Origin of the sequence: Ochrobactrum sp. RH2CCR150, from assembly GCA_014138095.1 — a bacterium.
GTDB lineage: Bacteria > Pseudomonadota > Alphaproteobacteria > Rhizobiales > Rhizobiaceae > Brucella > Brucella gambitense.
Genome location: JACGXE010000004.1, coordinates 1 through 21,869 on the forward strand (window position 1 = coordinate 1; position 21,869 = coordinate 21,869).

Genomic DNA, 21,869 nt, shown 5'->3' on the forward strand with positions numbered 1-21,869 from the left:
TCAATATGCGAGTAGGTGCGTTCCATGACGGGTTCCTTGCGTGGGATAACTCATTGTTATCGTTTGCAAGTCGCACTTCAAGCTAGAACTCACCCAAAGACTCTAGTTAAGTCACATAACTTATATTATGGAACTATCTCGTATCTACCGATGCCTCAATCGGATAGTTAGCGGTGGAGCCACGGATAATTGTCTCGGGTTTCATCCGTCATGTCGGGATCGGTGTAGACATCTATCCGTTTGATCAGGTCACCATCGAATTCATAGACCGTGCTGAACCGGCCAGCATTCCAGGTTTTGCCGTTTTGCATCTGGCCCCGTGTCAAACCTTCAACGCATACCAGCGGCCCGTCGACGATGAAACGCCGATGCTCGGCAGGATGACTCATCGCAGCTACGTGTTGCGACATGTCCTGAAAAAACTGTAGGAGCTGCGCTTTACCGTGCACAGTTCCCCATTTTGGAAATGAGAATTGGATATCGTCGGTCAACAAGGCCAGCACATCGCCCCGTGCGTCGCTGACGTCCAGAAATTGCTGCGCCAGCCAAACGTAATCGTCCCTTGTGCGTTGCTTGTTCATCGGCTTTTCGCTTGATTCCTTCATAATCATGCCGCTTCAACAAGCGCATCGATTTGAACACGGGCGCGATCCATCGCTGCCTGCGCGGCCTGTGGACCAAAGGCCGTGCCTTCTATCCGAATATGCTCGACTTCGTTCAATCCAATGACGGCGAACAGATGCCTGACATAGCGTGATTGGAAATCGAGCTGTTCAAGATTTCCTTCGGAGAATGCGCCGCCACTCGTGGTCACCAGGTAGATTTTCTTGTTGCTCAGCAAACCCTGTGGGCCATGTTCGCTGAACTTCACCGTCACACCGGGCCAGATCACATGGTCGAACCATGCCTTCAATTGCGTCGATGGCGCATAATTGATCATTGATGAACCGACGATGATGATATCAGCTTCCAGCAACTCTTTGACGAGCGTTTCAGCAAGATGGATGGCCTTATCTTCCGTCGCAGTGCGCTCTTCCGGCGATAACATTCTGCCGTGCACATAAGCCGGTCCAATATGGGGCAAAGGTTCAGCGGCTAGATCACGAGATGTAATATCGTGGCCATCTTTAAGCGCCAATTTATCTGCTAGGTCTCGTGCAAATCTGGTCGATAGCGCCCCTTCTCCGTTTGGACTTGATGTGATGAGAAGAATATTCTTCATGAAATTTGTAATCCTGACTGTAGATTGGCGAAAATGACTTCTCTGTTCGTGAATACAAATTAGAAAGACATGACCAATGCTGCAAGAAGGCACACGAATGACACTCGGTTACACAGATTTACCTGACCCCAGCGCAGTGAGATGCCGCTCGGCACATGAAATGATCGAGCGCATGTCAGACAAATGGTCACTGCATGTGATTGGCACGCTGCGTAAAGGCCCTTGCCGTTTCAATGAAATTCGCCGCGCTATCGATGGCGTTTCCCAACGCATGCTGACCCTCACATTGCGCGGGTTAGAGCGTGACGGTTTGATCACCCGCACAGTTTTTCCGAGCGTGCCTCCGCGTGTCGACTATGAATTGACAGAACTGGGCTTCAGTTTGCTGGACATCGTTGCAGCGCTGATCGTCTGGGCGGATAAAAATCAATCAGTAATTGCCGATGCACGCCAACGCTACGATGAGGTGAATACGGCTGACCTTACATTCAGGCCTGCGCGTCCCCACCGTTGATCGGGCGGGTTCGGTGACTGTGATCAGGACGTTATCCCCAACCATTTCCATGGTGAAAATTTAGGCGAATCGAGTGTCATTTTCATTTCCTGAAACTGACAATTCGAGCTTCCAACCCCCGGAATTTACGGAGATTTTCGATAAAGATTCGCCTTTGAAATATCCATGTAACTTGCATGAAAATTAGCATTCGCGTACCCGTTTTCGCGCGTAGAAGTTGCTCCCCATTTTTTGATTATTTGTATTAATTCAATGTGTTGCTAAGTTCGCTTGCATGTGATGCGCTTATCCATAAGATGCAGGACATTTCATAAATTTCAAAGGAGGGGTTCATAAATGTATCGGAAATTTCTACTGACAGGCGTGTGTCTTTTGGCGCTCGCAGGTGCGGCATCTGCCGAGACCGTACTCAATCGCGGCAATGATACAGATCCGGCAACGCTCGACCATCATCGTACATCCAGCGTGGCTGAAGGGAACGTATTGCGCGACCTCTATGACGGTCTGACCATTCAGGATGCGGATGGCAAAGCCATTCCCGGTGTTGCCAAATCATGGGATCTTTCCGAAGACGGTACAGTCTACACGTTCCATCTGCGCGACAACGCCAAATGGTCGAATGGCGACCCGGTCACAGCCGGCGATTTTCAGTTCACTTTCCGTCGTCTGATGGACCCGAAGACAGCCGCCGGTTATGCCAGCATGCTGTTCATCATCAAGAATGCGGAAGACATTGCAGGCGGTAAAAAGCCCGTTGATCAGCTGGGCGTCGAGGCCGTTGATGATCACACGCTGAAGATCAGCCTCAACTCCCCTGCGCCTTATTTTCTTGAGCTTCTGACGCACCAGACCGGCTTTCCGCTGAACCAGAAAAGCGTTGAGGCCAATGGCGACAAATTCACCACGCCAGGCAAGATGGTGACCAATGGCGCCTATATGCTCGAAAGCTTCACGCCGAACGACAAGATCGTCATGAAGAAGAACCCGTATTATTACGAGGCTGATCAGGTCAAGATCGATACGGTCAACTGGATTCCCTTTGAAGACCGCGCCAGCTGCATGCGTCGCTTCGAGGCCAAGGAAGTGCAAATCTGTTCCGATGTTCCCGCCGAACAGATGGACTATGTGAAGAAAAATCTCGCCAAGGAATTCCGCATGGCGCCCTATCTCGGCGTCTATTACCTGCCTGTTAAAGGCAAGTCAGCGGATAGCAAGCTGAAGGACATCAAGGTGCGTCAGGCGATCTCGATGGCCATCGACCGTGAATTTCTGGCAGATCAAGTCTGGCAGGGAACCATGCTGCCCGGCTACTCCATGGTGCCGCCCGGCATTGCCAATTATCTGAAAGACGCGCCGAAGTTCGATTACTCCGACGACATGCTGGAGCGTGAGGACAAGGCCAAGGAGCTTCTGAAGGAAGCAGGCGTTGAACCCAATACGCTTTCGATCGAGTTGCTCTACAACACGTCCGAGAACAACAAGAACACTATGGCGGCCATTGCCGACATGCTGGGCAATATTGGCGTAAAGGCCTCGCTCAACGAGACCGAAGGTGCAACCTATTTCAACTTCATGCGTGATGACGGCCCATTCGATATCGCACGTGCTGGCTGGATCGGCGATTACAACGATCCTCAGAACTTCCTGTTCATCAGCCAGGGCAATGTCAGCTTCAACTATTCCAAGTGGAAGAACGCCGACTATGACGCGCTGATGGCGAAGGCGGAAAAGACCACAGATCTGGCAGAACGCGCCAAGGTGCTGGGCGAAGCTGAAACTATCCAGCTCAATGAAGTCGGCAATATTCCGATTCTTTATTATTCGTCGCGTGCGCTCGTTTCCGACAATGTTGCCGGCTGGAACGACAATCTTATGGATAGCCACAAGACCCGCTGGCTTTCCCTCAAACAGTAATTTCAGACAGGGCTGCGCTTGACGGCGCGGCCCTATTTTTATGTGGAAGCGGGGTAAAACCCCTCTCCCGTCCGCGCTTCCGTTTTCGTTCAGCAAAAGGCGAAAACTGATAAAATATTAGAAAAACAATAATCCAGAAGCCCTTAGTGGGATTTGCCCGGCAGCTTCGCGCTGTCAGGCAATGAAGGGACAAAGACATGCTGGGCTACACGCTCCGACGATTGGGTAGTGCGATACCCACGATCTTCATTATCGTCACACTGACATTCTTCCTGATCCGGCTTGCACCCGGTGGCCCGTTCGATCTTGAACGTCCCCTCGATCCGCTGATCCTCGCGAACCTCAAGCGCGCCTACAATATGGATGCGCCGCTCTGGCAGCAGTATCTGATTTATCTTGGCAATCTCGTGCAGGGCGATCTCGGCCCAAGCTTCACGCGCCGCGATTTTTCTGTGAATGATCTGTTTGCCTCCGGTCTGCCAGTGTCAATCATGCTTGGCACGCTGGGCCTGACGCTGGCGGCGATCATCGGCACTTTTCTCGGCACACTGGCCGCGCTGAAGCAGAATTCGGCAGTTGATTATTTCGTGGTCGCGCTTGCGACTTTCGGCATCACAACGCCCAATTTCGTCGTAGCACCGCTTTTGAGTCTGCTGTTCGGCGTTATACTGGGATGGGTCCCCGCTGGCGGCTGGTCATCAGCCAATGTCACCTACTGGATATTGCCGGTGCTGACACTTGCTCTACCACAAGTCGGCGTCATTGCGCGTCTGGTGCGCGGTGCCACCATTGAAGCGCTACGCGCCAATCATGTTCGCACTGCCCGCGCCTATGGCCTTCCGGCACGTGTCGTGGTTGGCGTGCATGCATTGCGTGCGGCTATGCTGCCCGCTGTTTCCTATCTCGGCCCGACCGCCGCCGCCCTCCTCACTGGCTCTGTCGTGGTCGAAACGATCTTCGGCATTCCGGGTATCGGCCGATATTTCGTGCAAGGCGCCCTCAGCCGCGACTACACGCTCGTGATGGGCACGGTGGTTGTGATTTCGATCTTCGTCGTGGTGTTCAACCTGATCGTTGATCTTCTCTATGCATGGCTCGATCCGAGGGTTCGCTATGACTGATCTGACCGTACCAACGGAAACCGCCGAATTGAGCATGCCGAGCCGCTCCTTGTGGCAGGACGCCTGGCTGCGCCTGCGCAAGAACAAGGCGGCTGTTGCCAGCGCCATCGTGCTCACTGTTCTGGCTCTTGCAGGCATTTTCGGGCCGATGCTGAGCCCGCATCCCTATGACAAGATCTATCCGCAGTTCGTGCGCGTTGCGCCGAGCATCGAGGCCTATCCGCGAGCGGATACAATCCTGCCGGGCCTTGAACGTGAACTGGCGCGCGCGCGGTTGAAGGCCTCTGCGGAGCCGGAACTGACCGGCAATACTATCGTTGTCGATTTCACAGCGCAGCGCCCGACCGACGACCGTGTTCTGCGTTATTTCCAGCGCTCCGACCTGTTCAGCAATCCAAAGGTGGAACTGGCTACCGATGGCATGAGCGGCAAGCTGACACTCAATGTGACGCGCAATTACTTTCTGCTCGGTACGGATAATCTCGGTCGCGATCTGATGACGCGAATCTTCATCGGCGTGCGCATGTCTCTGGCCATCGGCTTGCTGGCCTCGGCGATGTCGCTGGTGCTTGGCGTCTCGTTCGGCGCGGTCTCTGGCTATCTTGGCGGACGCATAGACAATGTCATGATGCGTGTTGTGGATATCCTTTATTCACTGCCGTTCATCTTCTTCGTGATCCTGATGCTCGTCTTCTTCGGGCGGTCGATATTCATCATCTTCATTGCCATTGGTGCAACGGAATGGCTGGATATGGCCCGCATCGTACGCGGACAGACATTGAGCCTCAAACGGCAGGAATTCGTGCAGGCGGCGGAAGCGCTCGGCGCAACACGGCGCGGGGTGATTACCCGTCATATCATTCCCAACGCGCTCGGCCCTGTCATCGTCTTCGTCACATTGCTTGTGCCGAAAGCCATTCTGCTGGAAAGCCTCCTCTCCTTCCTCGGCCTTGGCGTGCAAGACCCCCTCACCTCGCTTGGTCTCCTCATATCGGAAGGTGCCCAGAACATGCGCGGCGCGAGCTGGCAATTGATCTGGCCCGCCGCAACATTGACCATCATTCTGTTTGCGCTGAACTTCCTGGGCGATGGCCTGCGCGACAGTCTTGACCCGAAGGATCGCTGAAATGACGAATGAAACCATTCTGAGCGTTCGCGATCTTCGTGTGACCTTCGATACCCATGATGGCCCGGTTCCCGCCGTTCGCGGCATCGATCTCGACGTCAAGGCCGGTGAAACTGTGGCGATCGTCGGGGAATCCGGCTCGGGCAAAAGCCAGACGACCATGGCGCTGATGGGCCTATTGGCCCGCAACGGCAAGGCAACGGGACAGGCGCTCTATCGCGGTCAGGACCTAATCGGCATGTCCGACAAGGCGCTGAATAATATTCGCGGCGCCAAGATCACCATGATCTTTCAGGAGCCGATGACCTCGCTCGATCCGCTCTATCGTATTGGCGACCAGCTTGCTGAACCGTTGCGTTACCATCGCGGCATGAGTAAGAAACAGGCGCGTCCGCGTATTCTAGAACTGCTGAAACTCGTCGGCATCCCGGAGCCCGAACGCCGCATAGACAGCTACCCCTATGAGCTGTCAGGTGGCCAGCGCCAACGTGTGATGATCGCCATGGCGCTTGCCAATGAGCCGGATGTCCTGATTGCTGATGAGCCGACCACGGCACTTGATGTCACTATTCAGGCGCAGATACTCGACCTTCTGGCCGATTTGCAACAGCGTCTCGGCATGGCGGTCGTGTTCATCACCCACGATCTGGGCATTGTGCGCCGTTTTGCTGACCGTGTTTATGTGATGCGATCCGGCGAAGTGGTCGAGACCAACGAAACGGAGGTGCTTTTTACCGCACCTCAGCATTCCTACACCCGAATGTTGCTCAATGCGGAACCGGAAGGCGAAAAGCTGCCGCCACCGGACGAAGCGCCCGTCTTGATCCGCGCCGATAATGTGAAGGTTAACTTCCTGATCCATAAGCCATGGCTCGGCGCGGCCAACTACATGACTGCCGTGAATAATGTCTCGCTGACGCTCAAGGAAGGTCAGACAATCGGCATTGTGGGCGAATCCGGTTCAGGTAAATCCACGCTTGGGCGTGCCATTCTGCGGCTGCTCGATTCCGAAGGCCGCATTGCCTATCTGGGCAAGGAACTGCCGCGCGACCCGCAAGCCATGCGCCCGAAACGACGAGAGTTGCAACTCGTCTTTCAGGACCCGTTCGGCTCGCTTAGCCCCCGCATGACAGTTGGGCGCATCATCACCGAAGGCTTGCTGATCCACGAACCGCAACTTTCCGGCAAGGAACGAGACCGTCGTGCGCAGGAAGCGTTGAAAGAGGTCGGGCTGGACCCGGCCATGCGCAATCGTTATCCGCATGAGTTTTCAGGTGGACAGCGTCAGCGCATCGCCATTGCCCGCACAATGATCCTGAAACCACGCGTCATCGTTCTGGACGAACCGACAAGCGCGCTTGATCGTTCAGTGCAGAAGCAGATTGTGGCACTACTGCGCGATCTGCAAAAGGAACACGGCCTCTCCTACCTGTTCATCAGCCACGATATGGCTGTGGTTCGCGCCGTATCGGACTATGTGATTGTGATGCGCAATGGCGGAATCGTCGAGCAAGGCGATACCGAGCAGATCTTCGATCATCCTCGTGAGGATTATACCAAGGCGCTGATGGCCGCGGCACTCAGCGAGGAACGCTTCGGCACGACTGGCTGACGAAGTCTAAATCCATAGCGGTAAACAGTAAGAACGGGGCTTCGGCCCCGTTTTTTATTGTCTTCCCGCTTCCAGTACTCGGGATCCTCATTGCGATTGCCGAAGTAATATTTCGGCCAAAAAATCAGAAGTTGGGATCAATAGATTAAGAGCAAGTCATAGCGATTTTACAATAAATACTAAAGTGATCAATGTGCACTATTCCTAATACTACAATATTAGTTTCTCAATTAAAGTATTAGGTTAGAAATAATCATCGTTAAATCCTGAATATATGCGGGGACAATTATCAAATATTAAGCGAGGGATTCATGCGAACTTTCCATCCAATCGTTCGATTATTATCCGTGACTATTTTTCTATTTCCAGCGGCTTCTTTTGCGCAGCAGAAAGAACCAACCCAGGCTTTCAGATCTGATGCCGAATACATGGCAAACTGGGGCCTGCCAATGATCAACGCAGCGCCTGCCTATCAGCGCGGCTTTACAGGCAAAGGCATCACCGTTGCGGTGCTCGACACGGGCATTGATACATACCACCAGGAATTTGCTGGAAAAGTGCATCCGTGGTCGCAGAATTTCGGCACTTTCATGGGGCTGCGGGATGTCCGGGATATCCAGAAAAACGGCACTATCCTTGGGCATGGCAGCCATGTCAGCGGCATCATTGCAGCAGCTCGAAACGGCACTGGCATGCATGGGGTTGCCTATGATTCTCAAATCCTGGCGTTGAGGGCCATCGTGCCTGACCGACAATATGATGCGATCAACAGGGCGCTGCGCTATGCGTCTACGACCGGCGTGAAGGTGCTGAACGGCAGCTACGGACCATACGTATTCCCCACCCCCTACAATAACCCGAATTATCAGCAACTGAACTATCAGCCGATCCTCTATGGCGGTTATCTCAAAAATGATTATGAAGCGCTGAAGGTGGCCGCCAAGGCCGATATCGTCATGGTTTTCGCCGCCGGCAATGACTACAAGGTTCAGCCAATTTCGTCAGCGCATCCGAGCGGCAGCGCACTGTTTCCCGCGATCACACCGCAGAACACAGCGCTCGGCAAATATAAATTTGTCGATGGCCGCCGACGCGATCTCGACATGAATAATCCCAATACGTTTCACCTGCTGGGTACAAATGATCCGGCTGTCGCCAATCTCGATTTCTCGGATATGAAAGGCTCCATTATTGCCGTCGTTTCCGTTGGCCCAAACAAACAAATCGCAAGCTATAGCAATCGTTGTGGCATCGCAGCGGAATGGTGCATGGCGGCTCCGGGTGGCGATAATGGCGGCCCTATCTACTCAACCTATCCCGGCGGGCGTTATCAATATATGCAAGGCACCTCCATGGCCTCGCCAAATGTGGCGGGCGCCGCTGCTGTCGTGCGGCAAGCCTTTCCCTATATGAATGCGCGGCAGACCATTGAAACCCTGCTGACCACAGCCACCAATATCGGCCCCGCCGAAATCTACGGTCAGGGATTGCTCAATCTTGGTGTCGCCATCAACGGGCCGATGAAATTCCGCTATGCGGAAGGTTTTGACGTCGATACGCAAGGCTATTCATCGACATGGTCCAACCCCATTTCCGGCATTGGCGGACTGACCAAGCGCGGCGTCGGTGAATTGCGGCTCACTGGCGACAACAGTTTTACCGGAGATTCCGCAGTCGTTGGAGGCACGCTGATTTTTGATGGCGACAATGCCACTTCTGTTCGTGTGGCAAATGCAGGGCGGTTAAGTGGTGTCGGCAGCGTCAATTCGGTGACCAATGAAACCGGCGGGGTGGTAGCGCCGGGTGAACACGGCATTGGCACATTGACTGTCAAAGGCGATTATATCGGCAAAGGGGGCACTGTCGAGATTGCCACCGGGCTCGGTGCTGATAACAACGAGACCAGCCATCTTGTCATTCGGGGTGACAGTTCCGGCAACAGCCAGCTGCGGCTCGTATCTTATGGCCAGTCCAGCGCCCAGATTGCCGACGACACGAAGATTATCGAGGTTGCAGGCAATCCCGCAGGTACATTTGCGCTCGCGGGTGATTATACGACAGCGAACGGTGAAGCGGCTGTCGTTGGCGGCGTCTATGCCTATGAGATTACGGCGACCGCTGACCAGCCGGCTGAAGCCCCCTCGCCTTCGGAGCCTGAAGCGCGTTCCTCTGCAACAACGGCGAATAGTGTCGCATTATCGGGCGATGGCGGTTTCTATCTGCGCAACACGGCTGCCAATGGTGAGACGCGCTACAATCCGTCCATGCCGATCTATGAAGGCTATGCGCGCAATATGCAGGCCCTAAACCAGTTACCAAGCTTGCAGCAGCGAGTCGGCAATCGATACTGGGGCGAGAATGCTCTGCCGAGTGAAGATGTTAAGGACGGTCATGCGACACCCGGGCCGGATATCGCGATCGACAAGCATGGCGTATGGGGACGTATTGAAGGGACGCACAGCAAATTTGCGGCGGGCGGTTCCACCACAGGCGTGACGCAAGACATTGGCGTTTTCGTCATGCAGGCCGGTATCGACGCACTGTTTCAGGAAAGCCAATCCGGTCGCCTGATCGGCAGCTTCACTGCGCAATATGGCAAAGCCAGCAGTGATATTTCGTCCTTCAGCGGTGATGGCACCATCGACACCGATGGCTGGGGATTGGGTGGCGCGCTCACCTGGTATGGCAATAATGGCTATTACCTCGACGGCCAGCTTCAGTTGACCTGGTATGACAGCAAACTGGTTTCCGATACGCTCGAAAAATCACTGGCTGATGGCAATAACGGCTTTGGCTATGGCCTCAGCCTCGAAGGCGGACGTCGTATTGCAGTCAACGGGCATTGGTCGATCACGCCACAGGCGCAACTTGTCTGGTCGTCGGTGGATTTCGACAGCTTCCACGACTTTGCTGGCGTGCCTGTCGATCTGCGCAATGGCGATAGCCTCAATGCCCGCATCGGGCTGGCGGCGGAATATCGCAATGCATGGCGCGACAGTCAAAACCGGCTGACACAAACCAATCTTTATCTCGCCGCCAATCTCTATCAGGAGTTCATGAACGACTATAAGATCAGAGCTGGCGGCGTTGATTTCAAAAGCGAAAATGACAAAACCTGGGGCGGTATCGGCGCAGGCGGGACCTATGCCTGGGCCGATGGCAAATACGCGCTGTTCGGTGAAGGTATGGTCAAGACCAGCTTCGCGGATTTCGGCGATAATTACAGCCTCAAGGGTTCGCTCGGTTTCAAGGTGAATTGGTAATCTCGCGATACAACAATCCGAAGACCCCGCGAGGGGTCTTCAATTTGAAAGCAGATTTCGGGACGTTTCCGCACCGTATTGTGCTAAAAAGCCTTATGAGAGATTTGTTCGATCAGCTTGAACCTGTTGAGATTCTTGCGCCCGGCGCAGTGCTTATGCATGGCTTTGCATTGGCGGATGAAGACGCCATTCTGAAATCAGTAGCGGATGTCAGCACTGCCGCACCCTTTCGGCATATGGTGACGCCAGGCGGCTATCGCATGTCGGTCGCCATGACCAATTGCGGACAGGCAGGTTGGGTGACCGACAAAAGCGGTTATCGGTACAGTGCCGAAGACCCCGAAACCGGGAAACCATGGCCAGCAATGCCGGAAGCCTTTCGCAATCTCGCGGAAAATGCCGCCCGACAGGCTGGATATGATAATTTTTCGCCCGATGCCTGCCTGATAAACCGGTATGAGCCCGGTGCAAAACTGTCCTTGCATCAGGACAAGGACGAACGCGATTTCACCAATCCGATCGTGTCCGTTTCGCTTGGCCTTCCGGCGACCTTCCAGTTTGGCGGACTGAAGCGTAACGACCCGATCACCAAATACCCATTGCACCACGGCGACGTGGTTGTCTGGGGTGGGCCGTCGCGACTTTTTCATCACGGCATATTGGCGCTGAAAGATGGCGAACACGACAAGGTTGGTCGTGTTCGCCTCAATCTGACGTTCCGAAAGGCGCTGTGAGCCTCAATTCAAAGCCTGCTGGCGCGTTTCGACATTAATCAGAAACGCGATGACGCCAGCCAGCGCCAGAAGCCCTGCAAACATTGCCACAGCCACGTTGAAGCTTTGGCTAATGACAATGGCCAAAGCTGACGGGGCCAGCAGGCCACCGAGGCGCGCCATGGCGCCCGCCGCGCCCATGCCGCTTGCGCGCAGGGCTGTCGGATAAAGTTCCGGCGTGAAGGCATAGAGCGCACCCCATGTACCCAGCAGCGCGAAGCTCATAATGAGGATCGACGCGCCGACAACAGCCGAGCTATCGGCAATTGTGAACAGAGCGCAGGCCGCTGCGCTGATGAACAGGAAGCTGATCAGCGTCTTGCGACGACCCCATGTTTCGACGCCATAGGCAGCAAGCGCGTAGCCCGGCAATTGCGCCAGCGCCACCACGACCAGAAAGCCATAGCCGCGCACGAAACCAAAGCCGTCTCCGGCGAGCTTGGCCGGTATCCACGTGAAAATGCCGTAATAGGAAACGGAAACGAGGAACCAGATTGCCAGCGTTGCGAGTGTCCGCTGACGCAGTTGTGGCGATAAAAGCCGTTCGTTCGTCACGAGAAGCGGTGCTTCGAGCCGTGCCTTCGGCGGCAATTCAGGCTTGCCGTTGCGACGCAACACGCGGTTCATGACTGATTTTGCTTCGTCCGCGCGACCGGATTTCAAAAGATGCATCGGCGATTCCGGCACCCAGAGGCGCAACCAGATACCGATGAGCGCCGGCGCTGCGGTGACGACGAAAATATAACGCCAGGCATCCTCGACACCGGCAAGACTTGCAGCCCATGCGGCAAGCGCGATGACAACGGTGCCGACGGCCCAAAAGCCTTCGAGCATGACCAGCCAGCGACCCCGGTTCTTCGACGGAAGAAACTCGGCCATCATGGCATAATCGACGGGTAGCGTTCCGCCGACGGCTATACCGGTCAGAAAACGCAAGACCAGCAAAACTTCGAAGCCGGGTGCAAAAGCCGACAACAGACCGAACACGGCATCGCAGGCAACTGTGACAAGCAAGACGCGGCGGCGGCCATATCTATCGGCGAGCCTGCCGAAAACGGCAGCGCCGACCAACATGCCGAAGAAGAAAAGCGTACCGGTCTGCAAGGCCTGCGGTACGGTCAGTCCGAAGGTCTTTGCGATGGAGGCGGCGGTGAAGCCCACCGCCAGAACCTGCATGGCGTCCGCGGCCCAGACGAGGCCGAAAACGCCCAGCAAACCACGCTGGAATGCGCCCGTCCCCGCCTGATCGAGCGATTGTTCGATGGTGATCTTCATGCCGTCTATGTCCCTCTCCGGCCGAATAAGTTGCGTGCATTTACAGCGCTGCGCATATGGGCGTGTCAATCGCTGTTTTCTGAAACTGCACCGTCTTTTGCCTGCAAATAGGTCCACAGGCTTTCGGCACGCGGTGAAAGTGGCGCGTCGTGACGGTAGATGCGAATTTCCGTTGTCAGATCCCAATGCGGATCGACCGATGCCGGAACCATATCGCCACGACTGATTTCTTCGCGCACCAGACTTTCCGGCAGCCAGGCCATACCCCACCCGGCCTGCACCATGGCCTTGAGCCCGATGGACATGGTGTTTTCATGAACGACCTTGCGCGCGAAATTCGGCCCGGACATAAATTTCTGGGCCAAAGCCGCACCGAAAAACGAAAAGTCGCCATAGCTGAGATAGGGCAGCGGAGCGCCGGTCTCGATGGCGCGATCCAGCAATGGCCCATCGTCGGATGGCAATGAGACCGGAATGAGCCGTTCTGTGCCCAGCACGATAGACGGAAAGCGTTCCCGGTCGATCAGGATTGGCACCGAGGGATGCGCATAGGTCAGGAAGAAATCGACCTCGCCTTCTGTCAGTGTGGCAATATTATCTTCAAACCCGCCGCGATCCGGCGCGAGATGGGAATGAATATTGCCAATGGCAGCATCTATCCCCTTCAGCCATTGCGGGAAGAATGTCACGGTCAAAGTATGCAGGGCTGAGAATTTCAGCGCTGGGTTCTGCCCCTGACGGTTTGGCTGGAGGCTTTTGCGCGTGGCATAAAACTGACGGACCGTGTCCTCGGCGACGGGGAGAAAGGTTTTCCCCTCACGGGTCAGTTGCGCGGGAAAAGTGGCGCGATTGACGAGCGTCACCCCCAGCCAGACTTCAAGCTGCTTGATACGCCGCGAAAACGCCGACTGTGTCACATGGCGGGTCTCTGCGGCTCTTGAGAAGCTCGATGTCGAAGCGAGCGCGATGAAGTCTTCCAGCCATTTCAGTTCCATAGGTGTTCCTAGGGGAGTAGGGGAATACGGGAGTAAGGGAATAGGTGAAAAAGGGGGATAACATCGCATGTTCGCGCGCCGAACATACTGCCTTACTCCCTTATTCCCCTACTCCCTTCAGCCTTATGCAATTTCTGCATAGTGATTGCAAAACATAGCATTGGCCAGTCAAATTCTTTTTTCCTACCGTCCTCTCGATCAAGAAATGCACATGCCGAGGACGTATTTTGGCCAGAGTAATTTATTTGAACGGAGCCTTCGTCGACGAAAGCGAAGCGAAGGTTTCGGTGTTCGACCGCGGCTTTTTGTTTGGCGACGGGATCTACGAAGTCAGTGCCGTGATTGATGGTCGTCTGGTCGATAATGAACTCCATCTTGCTCGACTGGAGCGCTCGGTCAAAGAGATCGATATCGCCCTGCCCGTCTCGCTCGAAGAAATTCGCAAGGCTCAGATCGAACTCATCCGCCGCAATACTCTGCGCGAAGGCGTGGTCTATATGCAGGTCACGCGTGGCGAGGCTGACCGCGATTTCGTCTATGCAAGCGATATCAAGCCAAATCTGGTGATGTTCACACAGGTCAAAAATCTGGCCAATGCACCGTCAGTGGTGAATGGCGTTCGCGTCGACGTCACACCGGATACGCGCTGGGCGCGCCGCGATATCAAGACCGTCATGCTTTTGGCGCAGGTGCTGGCCAAGAAGCAGGCGAAGAGCAAGGGCTACCACGAAGTCTGGCTGGTGGAAGACGGCTTCGTCACCGAAGGCGCATCATCCACGGCCTTCATCATTTCGCACGACAATGTGCTGGTCGCACGTCCCAATTCAAACGCCATCCTGCCCGGATGTACCCGCCGGGCCGTGCTGAAAATCGCCGAAGAACAGAATCTCAAGGTTGAGGAGCGGTTGTTCACGGTGGAAGAAGCCAAGGCCGCCAAAGAGGCCTTTCTCACAAGCGCATCAAGCTTCGTGACGCCGATCATCGGCATTCAGGATCACACCATCGGCGATGGCAAGCCGGGTCCGTATACACGCCGTTTGCAAGAAATCTACATGGATCTGGCCCGCACGGGCGCAGAAGCAGTTCTCTAACCCAAAAGAAAGCAAGAGGGGAATATGACAATAAAAAACCTTTTAAAGACAGCAGCCTATAGCGCATTGTTCGCAAGCGTCGCCGCAGTGGCTGGCGCAGGCAGCGCATCTGCCGCGACCGAAGGCTATGGCGATTGCCCGCTGATCGGTGACAAGGGATCGGCCACGATCACCCCGGCCGTACCGGGTCAGTTCACGGTCATCATCAACCTGCCTGCCCTTGGCCAGTTCAACGGCGACACGCCGGAAACCATCAAGGACGGCTACGAATTCTGCATGGCCGTCAACATCGCGCACCGCCTCGGCCTTGAAAAGGTGAAGCTGGTCAACGCTTCGTTCGACTCCATCGTTGCGGGTCAGAACAAGGATTACGACATCGCGCTGGCGCTTATCTCAGTCACCGAACCGCGCAAGAAAGTGGTGGATTTCTCCACGCCTTACATGTCTTCCGCTTATGGCGTGGCAGCCCGCGCCGACAAGCCGGTGACGGAAGCCGAAATGAAGACAGTGAAGGTCGGCACGCAGGCCGGTACGACTCTGGTTCCGTTCGCGCAGGAAACGCTGAACGTCGCGCATCTCGACGTTTTCGATGACACCGCATCGATGTTCACGGCCCTTGCTGCTGGCAAGGTCAATGCCGTGATGACCGATCTTTCGATCGTTCTCGGTCAGGTGAAGAACTCGAACGGCAAGCTGGCCGTTGTCGGTCAGTATGAATCCGGCGGCCAGACCGCAGGCATCTACCCGAAGGGTTCGGAAAGCAAGAAGGTCATCGATCAGTTGATCGCCGACATGGACAAGGATGGCACCCTGAAGAAGCTGGAAACAGCCTATCTGCTGCCGTCGTGGGGTACTTCGCCATCTGACGTTCCTGTCTGGAAGCCATGATCTGACGATTTTCCGGGCTGCGGTTGCCATCGCTGCCGCAGCTCGGATTCCCGATTTTGACACCGTGGCGACAGCACCCAGAGCAGGCGCGCAGCCACCTTGCCTCAGCGAGAATATTTATGTCCCAACCGGCACCGGCTGCCAGCGTCGAGCGCGCGCGGCAATGGCGTAGTCGTAACAAGGTCCGTACCCATAGCGGTCGATCCCTGTTCGCTTTCGCTTTTTCGTTCATCACCCTTCTGGCCTCAATTCAGACCGTCTATAGCGTGACCAGCTATACGATTGCGCAGGGCTGGCTTGCGACGCCTGTTCTCACCATCGGATGGGCGCTGCTTTTAGCTCCGCTCGCCGTTCTGTGGTTCGCCTGGCGCAGTGTGCAGCTTTCCAGTCAGGCCGGGAAAAGCGTCGACATCTACAATGGCCGGGAACTGGGCGCACGCGCATCCGACGTGTCCTGGCAGGCGATTTCCTATGCTGTTGCAGTGCTGATCATCTGTGCCGGCGCGTGGTTCATGATCGTCAATGACGCTGCCGTCAGCCGCACCTTCTTCGACGTCAGTCTGATTGTGAAGTCGTCGGGCACCGTACTCAAGGCCTTCGGCACCAACATCGTCATCTTCTTCGTCGCCGCCATTCTGATCCTGATCTGGGCGCTGGTGATTGCGATTGCCCGCACGCTTCCGGGCAAGGCTGGCAAGCCGATCCGGCTGCTCGCCACCTTCTACAGCGATCTGTTTCGCGGCCTGCCTGCCATTATCACGATCTATCTCATCGGTTTCGGCCTGCCATTGACCGGCCTGCCGATCCTGAAAGATCTGTCCTCCAATGCCTATGCGATCATCGCACTGACGCTGACTTATGGCGCCTATACGTCTGAGGTCTATCGTGCGGGCATTGAAAGCGTGCATCCAAGCCAGATCGCAGCGGCGCGCTCGCTCGGCCTGTCCTATGTCCGAACCATGCGCTATGTCGTGGTTCCGCTTGCAGTGCGTGGCATTATTCCGCCACTCATGAACAACTGCATCAGCTTGCAGAAAGATACGGCGCTTGTCGCGATCATTGGCACCATCGACGCCTTCAACCAGTCGAAGATCATCGCTGCCAACTATTTCAACCTGTCGGCTGTCACCACCGTCGCCATCCTGTTCATCCTGATCACCATTCCGCAGGCCCGTTTCGTCGATCGTCTGATCGAAAGGGATCGTCGGAAAATGCGCTCGAGCATGTGAGGAGTATGGATATGGCACTCGTTGAAATCGACAAGGCAATCAAACGCTATGGGTCGCTGGAGGTTCTGTCCGGCATCAGCCTCGACATTGAAGAACATCAGGTCGTCTGCCTGATCGGCCCTTCCGGCTGCGGCAAGTCCACACTTTTGCGCTGCATCAACCGGCTGGAAACCATCGATGAAGGTGAAATCCGCCTGCATGGCGACCGCGTGACCGGACCGGGCGTTGACCTTGATGTCCTGCGCCGCGAAATAGGCATTGTGTTTCAGGGATATAATCTGTTCCCGCATATGACGGTGATGGAAAACGTCACACTTGGTCCGACCAAAGTGCTGGGCATGCCTGCCAGAGAAGCACAGGAAAAAGGCCTCGCACTTCTGGCCCGCATCGGGCTCGACCATAAGGCGAAGGAATATCCGGACCGGCTTTCCGGCGGACAGCAGCAGCGCGTCGCCATTGTGCGTGCGTTGATGATGGATCCAACATTGCTGCTGTTGGATGAAATCACCTCGGCGCTCGATCCGGAACTGGTGTCGGAAGTGCTCGATATCGTGCGCGATCTGGCGACCAAAGGCATGACCATGGTGCTGGCCACCCACGAAATGGGCTTTGCACGCGAGGTTGCAGACAAGGTCTGTTTCCTGCAAAACGGCAAGGTCTATGAAGAAGGTCCGCCTTCGCAAATATTCGGCAATCCGCAGGGTGAACGCACGCAAGCCTTTCTCAAGCGCATTATCGAAGCCGGTCGGCTCTGACCCTCGAATCTTTTGAACACGGAACGTGAAAATGACTGCAACTGCGCGCGACTTCGGCATCATCTGTGGCATCATGCCAACCGGCAACAAAAATGCCATTACCGATGTGCCGGGCGTGCGGGTCGGTCATCACACTCTGCGCGATGGTGACATTAATACAGGTGTGACCGCCATTCTCCCCCATGACGGCAATCTCTATCGGCGCAAGGTGCTGGCTGCCTGCGATGTCATCAACGGGTTTGGCAAAAGCACAGGTCTCGTTCAGATCGAGGAACTCGGCACGCTGGAAACGCCGATCCTGCTGACCAACACGTTTGGCGTTGGCACCTGTGCCAACACTCTCATTCGTGAGGCGATTGCATGCAATCCGGATATTGGCCGGACAACGGCAACCGTTAATCCAGTGGTTCTGGAATGTAATGACGGGCCGTTGAACGACATTCAGGCCATGGCTGTGACCGAAGATCACGCACGCCTTGCATTGGGCGCGGCTGGTGAAGATGTTGTCCAGGGCAATGTGGGTGCCGGAACCGGCATGAGCTGCTTTGGTTTCAAGGGCGGTATCGGCACGTCGTCCCGGCAATTCGAACTGGACGGCAAAACCTATCACCTCGGCATTCTGGCATTGACCAATTTTGGTCGTGCAGGCGATCTCGTTTTGCCCGATGGACGCCGCCCCTCGCCCAAGGCCGAAGCTCAGCCCGAGAAAGGCTCGGTCATTCTCGTTCTTGCAACCAATGTGCCTTTGGAACACCGGCAGCTGAAGCGCGTCACGCGGCGTTGCGGTGCAGGTCTGGCGCGGCTTGGCGCGTTCTGGGGCCATGGCAGCGGCGATATGACCGTCGGCTTTTCTACGGCAGTAACATTCGATCATGACGAGCCGCGCGACTTCGTTCAGTTCATGGCCCTCAATGAAGACCGGATCGACACCCTGTTTCGCGCGGCAACAGAAGCAACACAGGAAGCTGTGCTGAATTCCATGTGCGCAGCCGAAGCCATGCGCGGTCGCGCTGCCCGCCGTCGTTCATTGGCTGATTGGCTTGCCGCAAACGCCGCATAATAACAATAGCTTCCGACATATCAGAACAGTCTGACCGAATGAAAGAGGGGCACATAGTTGGCGTTGTCAAACGGATTAAAATTTCATATTTCTAATATGTTACTTTAAAAATAATATTTAACGCCAATTATTGAGAATTGTTTTGGACCCTATTTTACCTATCCTTATTCCTGCACTCGCAACTGTTATCGGCACTCTGATTACAACTCTTCCAAGCATCATTTCTAGTATAGCCAAATTTTTTAGCTAGCAAATTTAAATATTTTGGCGCCGATTTACACCGGTGCCAATCTATAATAATTATCCATTTTCATTTTTTATTATTTATAATTGATTTTTGAGGAAGTATCCAAATTATCAAAATTCGACTCTGTGCGGTTTTGTTATTTTTTCCTTTTAGCGCTGGATGTGTTGCTGTCGGGCCGGATTATCATCCTCCACTTATCAACACGCCTCATGCGTGGAATAGTAAAGCTGATACCGCTGCCCCGCATCTCGCAGACTGGTGGAAAAATCTCGGCGATCCGATATTGGATCAACTGATTGCTGATGGCATTGATGGTAGTCCTGACGTCGCGACAGCAAAAGCGAAGGTGCGTCAGGCTCGAGCAGCTTACGCATCAGCGGGCGGCGGGCTTTATCCGAGCGTTAACGGCACGGTTAAATTCGAGCGTTCTGACCGCAATTCAAAAGACGCCAGCAACTCGTTGAGTGCAGGTTTATCTCCGACATGGGATCTGGACTTATTCGGTGCAAACGGGCGTGGCGTCGAGGCCGCATATTACGCGACAGAATCCGCCCATGAACAATTACGGGCAGCGCTTGTTATCCTGATCGGTGAGATTGCCACCAACTACGTGCAGTTACGCGGCATTCAGGCTCAGATCGCTATCGCGGAGCGCAACGTGGCTTCGCAACGCCGAACCGTGGCCTTGACACGTGCGCAGCTGGAAGCCGGGAATATATCGCAAGTCGATCTCCTCAGCGCGGAAACTCAGGTCGCAACTACGGAGGCCACAACTCCCGAACTACAGATCAACTATGCCGGGAAGCTGAACAAACTATCCACTCTCACTGGACGATCATCGATAGCACTGGCTTCTATACTGGATAACCGGCGCGCTCTGCCCGCAGCACCTCGCAAAATAACAGCTGGCTTGCCCGCAAGTCTCTTGTTGAGCCGTCCCGATATACGGGCAGCTGAACGGTACTATGCCAAGGCGACAGCCACGATAGGTCAAAGACAGGCAGCCCTTTATCCAAGCATTTCCCTTACTGGCAACATTAATACGGGTGGCGCGAATTTCGGTGATCTTGCCAAACTGTCCACTATAGGCTGGTCATTTGGCCCCAGCCTCCAGATACCTATTTTTCATGGCGGCAAGCTCCTTGCTGATGTCGATGCTGCACGGGCCGAACGCGACGTGGCGTTCATCACCTATCGAAGCAAAGTTCTGGCGGCCTTGAGCGAGGTCGAAAATGCAAGCGTCGCATTCAACCAAAACCGGTTGCGCATTGTGCAGCTGCAAAAAATCGTCGGTAATAGTCGCAAGATCAATGAGTTGACGCTCGAACAGTTCAAATCAGGGTCGAAGAATTTCCTCGATGTTCTGACTGCGCAACGTGAGTTGCTGAATCAGGAGAACACTCTCGCACAAGCGCGAACAGACATCATCGTCGATTACGTTTCCTTGCAAAAGACGCTCGGCGGCGGCTGGAACGGTCGGATTGATGTCGACAGACCGGAAGTCGTGGACCTCAATACCGGCCCTCACCTCGTAAGGCTCTCTCCACCGGGCCGTCTCAAGAGGCAACAATGAACTCACCTAAACCATTATCAAAGCGGCGTCTTCGCAAACGCTGGCTAACACTTTTCGTTGTATCGGTGCTGACTGGCGGCTTGTTACTCCAGCAATGGTCTGCGCAAAAGCCACTTCCTGAAATGACGACCGTGCAACGCGGCGACATTGAAAGTTCCGTGCTGGCATCGGGCACATTGCGACCTAAAAATCTGGTTGCCATCGGCGCTCAGGCCACTGGACGCATACTCTCACTCAAGGTGAAGCCCGATCAGCACGTCAAAGAGGGTGACGTAGTCGCTCTTATTGATGCCACCAATCAGCAAAACGAACTCGACAAGGCCGAAGCGACGCTGCGCCAGAACGAAGCGACCCGCGAGCAGAACCTCGCTGATCTGGAACTGGCAAAATTGAATCTCGCTCGCAATCAGATGATGATCGGTAAAAATGCGGTTGCGCGTTCTGAATATGACAAAGCCGTTGCGGAGATGAAAAAGCAACGGGCGCAGCTGGCCAATACGGAAGCAACCATAGCCGCATCTAAAGTGGGCGTGCGCATCGCGGAAACCAATCTGGCTTATACGCGCATTACAGCCCCGATTGATGGCACCATTCTTTCGACCGTGGCGCAGGAAGGTCAAAACGTCAACGCGCAGCAAACGGTCCCGACGATCGCAATCCTTGGTCAAGTGGACACGATGACGGTGGAAGCGGACATTTCTGAAGCCGATATTACCGAGGTTCATAGCGGCCTGCCGATCTACTTCACCATTTCCGGAAGAAACGCAAAGCGTTACGACGCAAAGCTCGAAGCAATCGAACCCGCGCCGGATTCAGTTGTTAGCGATAAGAGCTTTGGCTCAAACAGCAGTTTGTCCAGCGCGACCGGCGTGACAGCTTCCGCCGTCTATTACAAAGGCAAGTTCAGTATTCCCAATCCGGATGGTCTGCTTCGCACCTATATGACTACGGAGATTCATATCGTTCTGGCGAAGGTGAAAAACGTCTTACTGGTTCCTGTCTCGGCGCTGAAATCACAAAGCGATTCCGACTTCGATATTTCGGGCAAAGCCACCGTTCTCATCCTGACCGAAAACGGAACGCTTGAAGAGCGCACCGTGGAAACAGGCATAACCGACAAGATCAACACGGAAATCCGCTCAGGCTTGCAGGAGGGTGACAAGATCGTCACCGATAATCAAGAGACTAAAGAGACGGATGACGGTGATTGA

General features: G+C 54.9%; 18 protein-coding genes. 14 read left to right on the forward strand and 4 right to left on the reverse strand.

The annotated features are described in order from the left end of the window. Nucleotides 1-167: 167 nt before the first annotated feature. A complete protein-coding gene (locus tag FHW03_RS09975) occupies nucleotides 168-611 on the reverse strand; it encodes a nuclear transport factor 2 family protein (protein WP_182520495.1) in 444 nt (147 codons plus the stop codon). After that, complete coding sequence (locus FHW03_RS09980) at nucleotides 608-1,222, reverse strand: NAD(P)H-dependent oxidoreductase (RefSeq protein ID WP_182520496.1); 615 nt, start codon at nucleotides 1,220-1,222, stop codon at nucleotides 608-610. Before FHW03_RS09980 ends, FHW03_RS09975 begins: the two co-directional genes overlap by 4 nt. Before the next feature lie 97 nt (nucleotides 1,223-1,319). Here FHW03_RS09980 and FHW03_RS09985 point away from each other — a divergent pair, with 97 nt between their 5' ends. From FHW03_RS09985 to alkB, 7 genes are all read left to right on the forward strand, one after another. Further along, the gene (locus FHW03_RS09985) at nucleotides 1,320-1,736 is read left to right on the forward strand and encodes a helix-turn-helix domain-containing protein (protein ID WP_182520497.1); all 417 of its coding nucleotides are present in this window, start codon (nucleotides 1,320-1,322) and stop codon (nucleotides 1,734-1,736) included. 336 nt (nucleotides 1,737-2,072) lie between these two features. Next, complete coding sequence (locus FHW03_RS09990; RefSeq protein ID WP_182520498.1) at nucleotides 2,073-3,650, forward strand: peptide ABC transporter substrate-binding protein; 1,578 nt, start codon at nucleotides 2,073-2,075, stop codon at nucleotides 3,648-3,650. Between the two features lie 197 nt (nucleotides 3,651-3,847). After that, nucleotides 3,848-4,771 (forward strand): ABC transporter permease subunit, encoded by a 924-nt coding sequence (locus tag FHW03_RS09995; protein ID WP_182520499.1) that lies wholly within the window; start codon nucleotides 3,848-3,850, stop codon nucleotides 4,769-4,771. Then, nucleotides 4,764-5,897, forward strand: coding sequence for an ABC transporter permease subunit (locus tag FHW03_RS10000; protein ID WP_182520500.1), 1,134 nt, complete (start codon nucleotides 4,764-4,766; stop codon nucleotides 5,895-5,897). Before FHW03_RS09995 ends, FHW03_RS10000 begins: the two co-directional genes overlap by 8 nt. A 1-nt stretch (nucleotide 5,898) precedes the next feature. After that, nucleotides 5,899-7,509 carry an ABC transporter ATP-binding protein gene (locus tag FHW03_RS10005; protein ID WP_182520501.1) on the forward strand — a complete coding sequence of 537 codons (1,611 nt, stop codon included), beginning with the start codon at nucleotides 5,899-5,901 and terminating at the stop codon, nucleotides 7,507-7,509. A gap of 449 nt (nucleotides 7,510-7,958) precedes the next feature. Beyond that, nucleotides 7,959-10,772, forward strand: coding sequence for an autotransporter outer membrane beta-barrel domain-containing protein (locus FHW03_RS10010; RefSeq protein ID WP_182520502.1), 2,814 nt, complete (start codon nucleotides 7,959-7,961; stop codon nucleotides 10,770-10,772). A 95-nt stretch (nucleotides 10,773-10,867) separates the two neighbouring features. After that, nucleotides 10,868-11,506 carry a DNA oxidative demethylase AlkB gene (alkB, locus tag FHW03_RS10015; RefSeq protein WP_182520503.1) on the forward strand — a complete coding sequence of 213 codons (639 nt, stop codon included), beginning with the start codon at nucleotides 10,868-10,870 and terminating at the stop codon, nucleotides 11,504-11,506. A 3-nt stretch (nucleotides 11,507-11,509) separates the two neighbouring features. On the opposite strand, the gene FHW03_RS10020 is transcribed toward alkB, so the two are convergent. After that, nucleotides 11,510-12,820, reverse strand: coding sequence for an MFS transporter (locus FHW03_RS10020; RefSeq protein WP_182520504.1), 1,311 nt, complete (start codon nucleotides 12,818-12,820; stop codon nucleotides 11,510-11,512). 65 nt (nucleotides 12,821-12,885) lie between these two features. Beyond that, complete coding sequence (locus tag FHW03_RS10025; protein WP_182520505.1) at nucleotides 12,886-13,815, reverse strand: LysR family transcriptional regulator; 930 nt, start codon at nucleotides 13,813-13,815, stop codon at nucleotides 12,886-12,888. A gap of 227 nt (nucleotides 13,816-14,042) precedes the next feature. Here FHW03_RS10025 and FHW03_RS10030 point away from each other — a divergent pair, with 227 nt between their 5' ends. The 7 genes from FHW03_RS10030 (at nucleotide 14,043) to FHW03_RS10060 (ending at nucleotide 21,869) form a co-directional block, all read left to right on the forward strand. Next, nucleotides 14,043-14,906 carry a D-amino-acid transaminase gene (locus FHW03_RS10030; RefSeq protein WP_182520506.1) on the forward strand — a complete coding sequence of 288 codons (864 nt, stop codon included), beginning with the start codon at nucleotides 14,043-14,045 and terminating at the stop codon, nucleotides 14,904-14,906. Nucleotides 14,907-14,930: 24 nt separating this feature from the next. Then, nucleotides 14,931-15,794: an ABC transporter substrate-binding protein gene (locus FHW03_RS10035; RefSeq protein ID WP_182520507.1), complete on the forward strand. Its 864-nt coding sequence runs from the start codon at nucleotides 14,931-14,933 to the stop codon at nucleotides 15,792-15,794. A 119-nt stretch (nucleotides 15,795-15,913) separates the two neighbouring features. Beyond that, complete coding sequence (locus FHW03_RS10040) at nucleotides 15,914-17,023, forward strand: amino acid ABC transporter permease (RefSeq protein ID WP_182520508.1); 1,110 nt, start codon at nucleotides 15,914-15,916, stop codon at nucleotides 17,021-17,023. An 11-nt stretch (nucleotides 17,024-17,034) separates the two neighbouring features. After that, nucleotides 17,035-17,778: an amino acid ABC transporter ATP-binding protein gene (locus tag FHW03_RS10045; RefSeq protein WP_078336990.1), complete on the forward strand. Its 744-nt coding sequence runs from the start codon at nucleotides 17,035-17,037 to the stop codon at nucleotides 17,776-17,778. Nucleotides 17,779-17,809: 31 nt separating this feature from the next. Then, nucleotides 17,810-18,838 carry a P1 family peptidase gene (locus tag FHW03_RS10050; RefSeq protein ID WP_182520509.1) on the forward strand — a complete coding sequence of 343 codons (1,029 nt, stop codon included), beginning with the start codon at nucleotides 17,810-17,812 and terminating at the stop codon, nucleotides 18,836-18,838. A gap of 380 nt (nucleotides 18,839-19,218) precedes the next feature. After that, nucleotides 19,219-20,658 (forward strand): efflux transporter outer membrane subunit, encoded by a 1,440-nt coding sequence (locus tag FHW03_RS10055; protein ID WP_210277236.1) that lies wholly within the window; start codon nucleotides 19,219-19,221, stop codon nucleotides 20,656-20,658. After that, on the forward strand, nucleotides 20,655-21,869 hold the full coding sequence (locus FHW03_RS10060) for an efflux RND transporter periplasmic adaptor subunit (RefSeq protein ID WP_182520510.1): 1,215 nt from the start codon (nucleotides 20,655-20,657) through the stop codon (nucleotides 21,867-21,869). The genes FHW03_RS10055 and FHW03_RS10060 overlap by 4 nt, the downstream gene beginning before the upstream one ends.

Coding starts and splice junctions, on each gene's coding strand:
- FHW03_RS10050 (WP_182520509.1), top strand. CDS start 17,810: ATGACTGCAACTGCGCGCGACTTCGGCATCATCTGTGGCATCATGCCA.
- FHW03_RS10035 (WP_182520507.1), top strand. CDS start 14,931: ATGACAATAAAAAACCTTTTAAAGACAGCAGCCTATAGCGCATTGTTC.
- FHW03_RS10020 (WP_182520504.1), bottom strand. CDS start 12,820: ATGAAGATCACCATCGAACAATCGCTCGATCAGGCGGGGACGGGCGCA.
- FHW03_RS10025 (WP_182520505.1), bottom strand. CDS start 13,815: ATGGAACTGAAATGGCTGGAAGACTTCATCGCGCTCGCTTCGACATCG.
- FHW03_RS10040 (WP_182520508.1), top strand. CDS start 15,914: ATGTCCCAACCGGCACCGGCTGCCAGCGTCGAGCGCGCGCGGCAATGG.
- FHW03_RS10060 (WP_182520510.1), top strand. CDS start 20,655: ATGAACTCACCTAAACCATTATCAAAGCGGCGTCTTCGCAAACGCTGG.
- FHW03_RS09990 (WP_182520498.1), top strand. CDS start 2,073: ATGTATCGGAAATTTCTACTGACAGGCGTGTGTCTTTTGGCGCTCGCA.
- FHW03_RS10010 (WP_182520502.1), top strand. CDS start 7,959: ATGATCAACGCAGCGCCTGCCTATCAGCGCGGCTTTACAGGCAAAGGC.
- FHW03_RS10005 (WP_182520501.1), top strand. CDS start 5,899: ATGACGAATGAAACCATTCTGAGCGTTCGCGATCTTCGTGTGACCTTC.
- FHW03_RS10000 (WP_182520500.1), top strand. CDS start 4,764: ATGACTGATCTGACCGTACCAACGGAAACCGCCGAATTGAGCATGCCG.
- FHW03_RS10045 (WP_078336990.1), top strand. CDS start 17,035: ATGGCACTCGTTGAAATCGACAAGGCAATCAAACGCTATGGGTCGCTG.
- FHW03_RS09995 (WP_182520499.1), top strand. CDS start 3,848: ATGCTGGGCTACACGCTCCGACGATTGGGTAGTGCGATACCCACGATC.
- alkB (WP_182520503.1), top strand. CDS start 10,868: ATGAGAGATTTGTTCGATCAGCTTGAACCTGTTGAGATTCTTGCGCCC.
- FHW03_RS09985 (WP_182520497.1), top strand. CDS start 1,320: ATGACACTCGGTTACACAGATTTACCTGACCCCAGCGCAGTGAGATGC.
- FHW03_RS09975 (WP_182520495.1), bottom strand. CDS start 611: ATGATTATGAAGGAATCAAGCGAAAAGCCGATGAACAAGCAACGCACA.
- FHW03_RS09980 (WP_182520496.1), bottom strand. CDS start 1,222: ATGAAGAATATTCTTCTCATCACATCAAGTCCAAACGGAGAAGGGGCG.